Annotated in this window: 8 protein-coding genes, 1 tRNA gene and 1 other RNA gene; 4 read left to right on the top strand and 6 right to left on the bottom strand. The window is 37.8% G+C overall.

Annotated features, from left to right (window positions below; genetic code table 11):
- Positions 1–225 precede the first annotated feature (225 nt).
- From AC07YC_RS22565 to ffs, 6 genes are all read right to left on the bottom strand, one after another.
- Positions 226–498, bottom strand: coding sequence for a pro-sigmaK processing inhibitor BofA family protein (locus AC07YC_RS22565; protein ID WP_336637336.1), 273 nt, complete (start codon positions 496–498; stop codon positions 226–228).
- A gap of 73 nt (positions 499–571) precedes the next feature.
- A complete protein-coding gene (locus AC07YC_RS22570; protein ID WP_008179697.1) occupies positions 572–787 on the bottom strand; it encodes a YaaL family protein in 216 nt (71 codons plus the stop codon).
- Positions 788–800: 13 nt separating this feature from the next.
- Positions 801–1,397 carry a recombination mediator RecR gene (gene recR, locus AC07YC_RS22575; RefSeq protein WP_036122001.1) on the bottom strand — a complete coding sequence of 199 codons (597 nt, stop codon included), beginning with the start codon at positions 1,395–1,397 and terminating at the stop codon, positions 801–803.
- 11 nt (positions 1,398–1,408) lie between these two features.
- On the bottom strand, positions 1,409–1,723 hold the full coding sequence (locus AC07YC_RS22580; protein WP_004233957.1) for a YbaB/EbfC family nucleoid-associated protein: 315 nt from the start codon (positions 1,721–1,723) through the stop codon (positions 1,409–1,411).
- Positions 1,724–1,743: 20 nt separating this feature from the next.
- A complete protein-coding gene (dnaX, locus tag AC07YC_RS22585) occupies positions 1,744–3,531 on the bottom strand; it encodes a DNA polymerase III subunit gamma/tau (RefSeq protein ID WP_494920495.1) in 1,788 nt (595 codons plus the stop codon).
- Positions 3,532–3,674: 143 nt separating this feature from the next.
- Positions 3,675–3,942: signal recognition particle sRNA large type (gene ffs, locus AC07YC_RS22590), an RNA gene on the bottom strand.
- Positions 3,943–4,109: 167 nt separating this feature from the next.
- Here ffs and AC07YC_RS22595 point away from each other — a divergent pair.
- The 4 genes from AC07YC_RS22595 to AC07YC_RS22610 all read left to right on the top strand — a co-directional run.
- Positions 4,110–4,202 (top strand) — tRNA-Ser (locus AC07YC_RS22595).
- A gap of 127 nt (positions 4,203–4,329) precedes the next feature.
- Complete coding sequence (locus tag AC07YC_RS22600; RefSeq protein ID WP_494920496.1) at positions 4,330–5,589, top strand: ATP-binding protein; 1,260 nt, start codon at positions 4,330–4,332, stop codon at positions 5,587–5,589.
- The gene (locus AC07YC_RS22605) at positions 5,590–6,468 is read left to right on the top strand and encodes a response regulator (protein WP_008179686.1); all 879 of its coding nucleotides are present in this window, start codon (positions 5,590–5,592) and stop codon (positions 6,466–6,468) included.
- A 90-nt stretch (positions 6,469–6,558) separates the two neighbouring features.
- A partial coding sequence (locus AC07YC_RS22610; RefSeq protein ID WP_494920497.1) for a cation:dicarboxylate symporter family transporter occupies positions 6,559–7,583 on the top strand: 1,025 nt, incomplete at its 3' end.

Raw genomic sequence — 7,583 nt, forward strand, 5'->3', positions numbered from 1 at the left:
TTTTGTTCACTAGCTAGGCTAGTTACTAAAAACTTTATTGATTACGTTTTGCTTGTTCAGTTTTCAAGGTTCATGTTGTTCGTTGTTGTTTTTCAACAGCAACTCTTATATAATATCATGTCTCATACACTGTGTCAACATAAATTTTTTAATTTATTTTCGTTTCAACCAGTTGTATTGGCGACTTCTATAACTATACCATAATATTATTATATTGCAAGCATTTTATAAAATAAATATTAAAGCTGTTATTCCCAGAACCCCCGGAACACCTAAAACGGCAATTGTTAAGACAGAGAAAAGATTAATCGGCACATTATATCCTATATAACCGATACCTAAATGAATCATAAACAATAATAGGAAGGCAAATGCAAATCGAAACCAAAAAACAGATAATCCTTCTAAGATTTTGCCAAGCTTAGCATGTCTTATGATGACATAAAGAAAAAGAAGCCCTACAGGAACACAAATACTCATAATTACTAACCAAGACATATGGTTACCCCCTCAAAAAAATAATTATGAAAGTTTATGTTTCCTATATTGCTTCTATGAATGGCCAATAGAACTATTTAATTAACACTCTGCGAATTCTAGCTTCTTTAAATAAATAAAAATGAATGCTTTCTGCCGCTTTTCGTTGAGCGATCGCCCCTAGATCATAGTCGTCCATTAATTCTTCTATTATCTTAGCCTGTTGTAAATCCTCTTTTGTTTCTTTTATAAGATTTACGAGCCTATCATCAAACTCTTTTTTCAGCTTTCCTTTACTACGGAAGAACATATTAATCCCTCACTCACAGCTCACGTCGACCTTCCATCGCCTTAGATAACGTTACCTCATCAGCATATTCTAAATCCCCACCTACTGGCAATCCGTGCGCAATGCGGGTCGTACGAATACCTGATGGTTTGACAAGGCGAGATATATACATAGCTGTTGCCTCGCCTTCAATAGTTGAATTCGTAGCTAGAATAAGCTCTTGGACACTTTCATCGTGCAACCGGACCAACAAGGAAGCGACATTAATATCCTCTGGACCAATACCATCCATCGGTGATATCGCACCTTGTAGCACATGGTACATGCCATTATAGTCACGCATTTTTTCCATCGCAATCACATCTTTTGTATCTTGAACAACACAAATAATCGAATGATCTCGTTGTTTGTCTGTACATATGTGACATGGGTCTACATCCGTAATATTGCCACAAACGGAACAGTAGCTTAAATTTCGTTTAGCATCAACTAATGCTTTAGAAAAAGATAAGACATCTTCTTCCTTCATTGATAACACAAAAAACGCCAGACGAGCCGCAGTTTTCGGCCCGATACCTGGCAATTTCATAAAACTATCGATCAATTTTGATATTGGTTCTGGGTAGTACATATGAATACCTCCTAGAATGGAAGGTTTAAGCCTTGAGTGAATTTACCCATCGTTGAGTTCGTTTTTTCTTCTACCTTTTTTAATGCCTCATTAGTAGCAATAACGATTAAGTCTTGTAGCATTTCAATATCCTCTGGATCTACTACAGATTCATCAAGATTTACTGACACAACTTCACGTTGACCAGACACAGTTACTTTTACCATGCCGCCACCAGCAACACCTTCAAATTGCTCTGCATTGAGAGCCTCTTGAGCCTCCATCATTTCCTTTTGCATTTTTTGCATTTTTTTCATCATACCTTGCATATTTCCCATTCCGCGCATACATGTTTTCCTCCTAAAATTTAATCTTCCATAATTTCAACAAAATCTTTACCAAAGAGATTTTCAGCCTCTGTCACAAGTGGGTCCTGTGAAGCAAGTGGCTGAGCATCATCAATAAATGGCTCATCCGACATTTCTGCCGGTGGTGGTTCTAATAATTCCTCACCATTCTCTGATGCAGCTGTTGTTTTTTTGTGCTGCATACTATGATCACGGATAAACTCTTCACGCATTTTTAACCAAGATTCCTCTGGTATACAAAGCATCTCGTACATTGTACCAGTTTGTCCGGCAATTAATTGGGTAAAGTGGCCCTTTAAAGACTGATTATCTGCAACCATCTGACAATGAATATCATACTTGAATTTTAACACAAAAGCACTTGAAGATGCCGCAACTGGTTCAGCTTCAGCTAAAAGCGCAGATTGAGATTTTTGCAATTGATTTAGTGCTTGTGCCCAAATCGATTTTATACGTTGAACATCTTGCTTTGTAGCGTCTTTTAGTACCTCTTGAATACGACCTGTCGGAGCCTTATAGCCGTTTGGATTTTTAGCACGTGGTCTTTGCTCTTTTGGTGTTTGCGATGCTTGCACAGGAGCACCTGATTGTAATTGCACAGATAATTGTTGAACCATCTGCTCAAGCGCTACAATTTTTTGAGCGAGATCAGGGCTAATAGCCGTATCGCTCGTTGTAGTTACCGCTTGATTAGTGCTCCCTCCCGAAAAGTGTACCATTTTAAGTAATGCCGTTTCTAAATAGATTTTCGTATGGTGAGAAAAGCGCATTTCTTGCTGAGTTTTCGCAAGTATATCGATATAGCCATAAAGCATATTCGGTGCAAATTCATGCGCCAAGGATAATACACGTTCCTCGGGTGACACAAGCTCTAATAATTCAGCTAAATCATCACTTGTTTGAAGTAATAATAAATCACGGAAAAATGTTATTAAATCTTCTGAAAGACGCAGTGGATCTTTACCATCAGCAATTAGTTGCTCTAATAGGGCAAGCATTTGTGCAACATCTTTTGCTTTGAGTGCCTCGGCTAAATCATAAAAAACATCCTGACTTATTGAACCGGTAACTAATAATGTATCCTCAAGCTTTAGCTTCTCTCCGCTGAAAGATACTACTTGGTCCAATAAACTTAAAGCATCACGCATTCCCCCAGCAGCAGATTGCGCTATTACCTTTAAGCCTTGCTCCTCATACGGCAGCTCAATATCTTCTAAGACAACTTTCATACGTTCAATAATATCATTGGTAGAAAGTCGTTTGAAATCAAAGCGCTGACAACGAGAAATAATTGTTGCAGGCAATTTATGAGGCTCGGTTGTTGCTAAAATAAATACTGCATGAGGAGGCGGCTCTTCTAAAGTTTTCAAAAGAGCGTTAAAAGCACTTGTAGAGAGCATATGCACTTCATCAATAATGTACACCTTGTATCTGCTGCTTGCGGGAGCAAAACGAACTTTTTCTATAATATCTCTAATCTCTTCAACACGTGAATTTGAAGCTGCGTCAAATTCAATGACATCAGGATGCGAACCGTCCGTAATACTTAGACATGTAGCACATTCGTTACAGGGCTCCTTTGCAGGCGCATGTTCACAATTTAAAGCTTTTGCAAAAATTTTAGCTGTACTTGTCTTCCCTGTACCACGTGGACCAGAAAAAAGGTAAGCATGCGTCGTTTTATTCGCTAGGAGAGCATTTTGTAGCGTTCTTTTGACATGCGCTTGACCGGACATCTCTCGAAAAGATTGCGGCCGATACACACGGTAAAATGCTTGATACGTCACTGTTTTTCTCTCTCCTTCTCCAGTAAATAGAATAGTCTTAATTATAGCATTTGCTGCCTTATATATAAAATGAAGTTACTAAATAAAAATAAAAAAAGCATCCGCCTTATAGTAGACGGATGCTTTGAGTTGGCAATTTAATGCCGTGCACCTTTCCTTGACAGCCGCACATAAGCGTTACTCCTGTCGTTAGCTCAGATTAGGCAACCCCGCGGCACATGGATATGACCACTTAATGCTGCTTCCTTCCGGACCTGACATGGTTCATGGGTATCCATTGCGCAGGACCCAATCGTCAACACTACGTGCAGAAGGCAGACCAAACAATACGGACAGCCTCGAAAAAGGAATTCAGTCTCGCTAGAGCGGATTGCGAGTTACAGGACACCGCTACCTTCCCACCTAGCACGGCAATAACTAGTATACTTACTGTTTGTATAAATTGCAACTTAATGCACAAATTATTTATTACCCTTGTATTTTTCCCATCTTGATATTTTTTTCGAAAAAATTATTGACTTGAGTTTTAAGTTATGATAAATTTATTTTTGTCGAAAGACAGCAAAGCAGTATAACATGGAGGTATACCCAAGTCTGGCTGAAGGGATCGGTCTTGAAAACCGACAGGCGGGTAACACCGCGCGGGGGTTCGAATCCCTCTACCTCCTCCAGTTTTTAATTTCCGACTACGAATGTAGCCGTTTTTTTTTGCCAAAATTGTATGTATGACTTGTTAAATACCACTTCCGTCTCGGTTGTGGTATTTTTTTATTATATCGCTTATGGGAGGTTGTCATATTGCCATCGAAAAGAAATATAGCTCGCACTTCCCTCACTTGGGTTATTTTGATTGCTGTTTTGACCGCAATTGGTAGTGAAATTAAAATTATGCCGTTTGCCAATACGACTTTTCGCTTTGGTTTAGGCACCATTATCTTTTTCTTATGCACATTAATTAAACCCACTCCCATTATTTTAGCTGGGTTTGCTACAAGTATAGTGACAATCATTTTTCGTGTTTTTAATTCCTATTTACACGATATTTCAGTATTAGAGAGCATATTTAACCATTTACCAGCAGGATTATTTTATGTATTGTTTGCTATATGCCTACAAATTTTAGATGTTCAAACATATAGAGAAAAACCACTAAAGCTTGGTTTACTCGTCGCTTTTAGTGAGGTCATTAGTAACTTAGCCGAACAGATTTTCCGATTTTTTGTACAAACTTATACATTTTTATTTCTTCACGACCTTTTGATCCTATTAGCAGTGGCCTTATTACGTAGCTTTTTTGTAGTTGGTATTTATAGCTCTATATTGATCGCCGAACAAAAAAAACGTGTACAAGAGATGCTGAATATTGGATCTGACCTCTACGTTGAGACTCTGTATTTAAAAAAATCCATGAACCATATTGAAACCATAACAGCTAGCGGTTTTGAATTATATCGGCAATTAAAAGCTCAAGGATATCGAGCGGAAAGCTTGCAAGCTCTTCATATTGCCCAGGAAATTCATGAAGTGAAAAAGGATTCACAACGCATCTATGCAGGCATTTCAAAGATTGTTGGTGAGAGAAGCTTCGGGCCTTTTATATTATCAGAATTATTACATTATATTAATGACGGCAATAGTAAGTACGCTGAATTACTAGGGAAGAATATACAATTTGAAACAAGTATAGACTTCGATTTTCAAACAAAGGAACATATTGCACTGCTTGCGCTTTTAAATAATCTAACTGCCAATGCAGTGGAGGCTATCGAACAACAAGGTATCATTTCTATTGCTATTCAACGACAAGAGGATAATACTGTAGTAACAATATGTGATAATGGAAAGGGAATTTCACAGAATGATTTTTCTATTATTTTCGAACCTGGATTTACTACAAAATATAATGTAGAAGGTGTCGCAGCTACTGGCATTGGCCTTTCACATGTTGCTGAACTAATAGAAAAATTAAAAGGCTCCATAACCGTTGAATCAAACAATCAATACACAACGTTTAAAATCATAATTCCTACGCAAACTATTCAAACGGGAGAGACTTAAATGAGGTATTTTATTGTAGACGACGATCGCGCAAGTCGTGTCATGTTAAAACAAATTATTGAAGATAGTGGGTTAGGTACAGTGATTGGCGAAGCTCGTAATGGAGAGGATGCCATACCACAAATTTTAATGACCCAGCCTGAGATTGTACTAATCGATTTACTGATGCCAAAGCTTGATGGCATAGCCACAGTCGAGCATCTTATTCAAAATCGCTTTGAGGGTCAATTTATAATGATTTCTCAGGTTGTGAATAAAGAAATGGTTGGTGAGGCTTATGAGCAAGGAATAGATTTCTTCATTCATAAACCGATTAATCGCATTGAGGTTGAAAATGTTTTGAAAAAAACTACAGAACAATTTCGGCTAAAAAATTCACTGTTAGTTATTCGTCAATCACTTACAAATATTGAATTAAGTGAGCAAAAGGCAAATAAAGCAACTTCACGAGACCATATTCAGTCTATATTAAATGATATGGGTATTGTCGGTGAGATTGGGAGCGAGGATATTATAGCTATTATCGAAACTTTACTTGCCCATCAGCATAAGATTGCACCCCTCCCTCCACTAAAGGAGCTTTATGAAGAAATCGCTGCTGTAACAAAGGCAACACCTGATGACATTTTGAAGGAAAGTAAAGCCATAGAACAGCGTGTACGCAGAACGATATTAGCTGCCATGATTAATCTCGCAAACTTAGGTGTTGTCGATTACACCAACTCTGAGTTTGAATACTATGCCCCTCGCTACTTCGATTTTAAAGAAATTCGTCAACTCATGACTCAGATTGAAGATCATGACAATCGTAAAGCAAAGGTAAATATTAAGAAGTTTATTCAAGTGCTATATTCAGACATTTTAACAAAATTAAATTAATTTTCTCGGATTTTGTCGGATTCCATAAGTCCTCCGTATTATTAAAGTAAGGCGTGTCCTAAAAATTTAATATCAGGGGGTACAAAGGGTTTGAAGAAGAAATTTAAAATCAGTCTAGCCGCTCAAATTTTAATCGGCTTGATTTTAGGGATCATTGTTGGTGGTATTTTTTATGGAAACCCCAAGATTGAGACATATTTACAACCATTAGGGGATATCTTTTTACATCTTATTAAGATGATTGTTGTACCGATTATTATTTCTACATTAATCGTAGGTGTTGCTGGTACTGGAGACATGAAGCAGCTTGGGCGATTAGGCGGGAAATCTATTATTTACTTTGAAATAATTACGACTGTCGCTATTTTAGTCGGATTACTTTCCGCTAATATTTTCCAACCTGGTGCGGGAATAAACATGAACGAATTATCTCAAGGGGATATTTCGAAATATGTTACAACGACTGAGGAAGTACAGCATGAGGGGCCCTTCGATATAATTGTAGGTATTGTCCCAACAAATATTATTCAGTCTATGGCTGAGGGTAATATGCTTGCGATTATTTTCTTCTCAGTTATTTTTGGTTTAGGAGTTGCAGCAGTTGGCGATCGAGGAAAGCCAGTCTTAGACTTCTTCCAAGGGGTAGCAGATGCGATGTTCTGGGTAACGAACCTCGTAATGAAGTTTGCTCCAATCGGGGTATTTGGCTTAATTGGTGTAACCGTTTCCAAATATGGGTTCGCTTCACTGGTACCACTTGCCAAATTAGCCATTCTTGTTTATGCAACTATGTTATTCTTTATCTTTGTTGTTCTTGGCCTTGTGGCAAAATTCGCAGGAATCAGCATCTTCTATTTAATTAAAGTGCTGAAAGATGAGCTAATCTTAGCATTCTCTACAGCAAGTTCTGAGGCTGTATTACCGCGTATTATGTTAAAAATGGAGAAATTAGGGGCTCCGAAGGATATTGTATCCTTTGTTATCCCGACCGGTTACTCCTTTAACTTAGACGGATCTACGCTATACCAAGCGATTGCAGCATTATTTATTGCGCAAATGTACGGTATTCACCTAAGTATTGGTGAACAAATTACGTTAATGCTTGTATTGATGGT

The organism is Lysinibacillus sp. GW247-5R2A, from assembly GCF_059424475.1.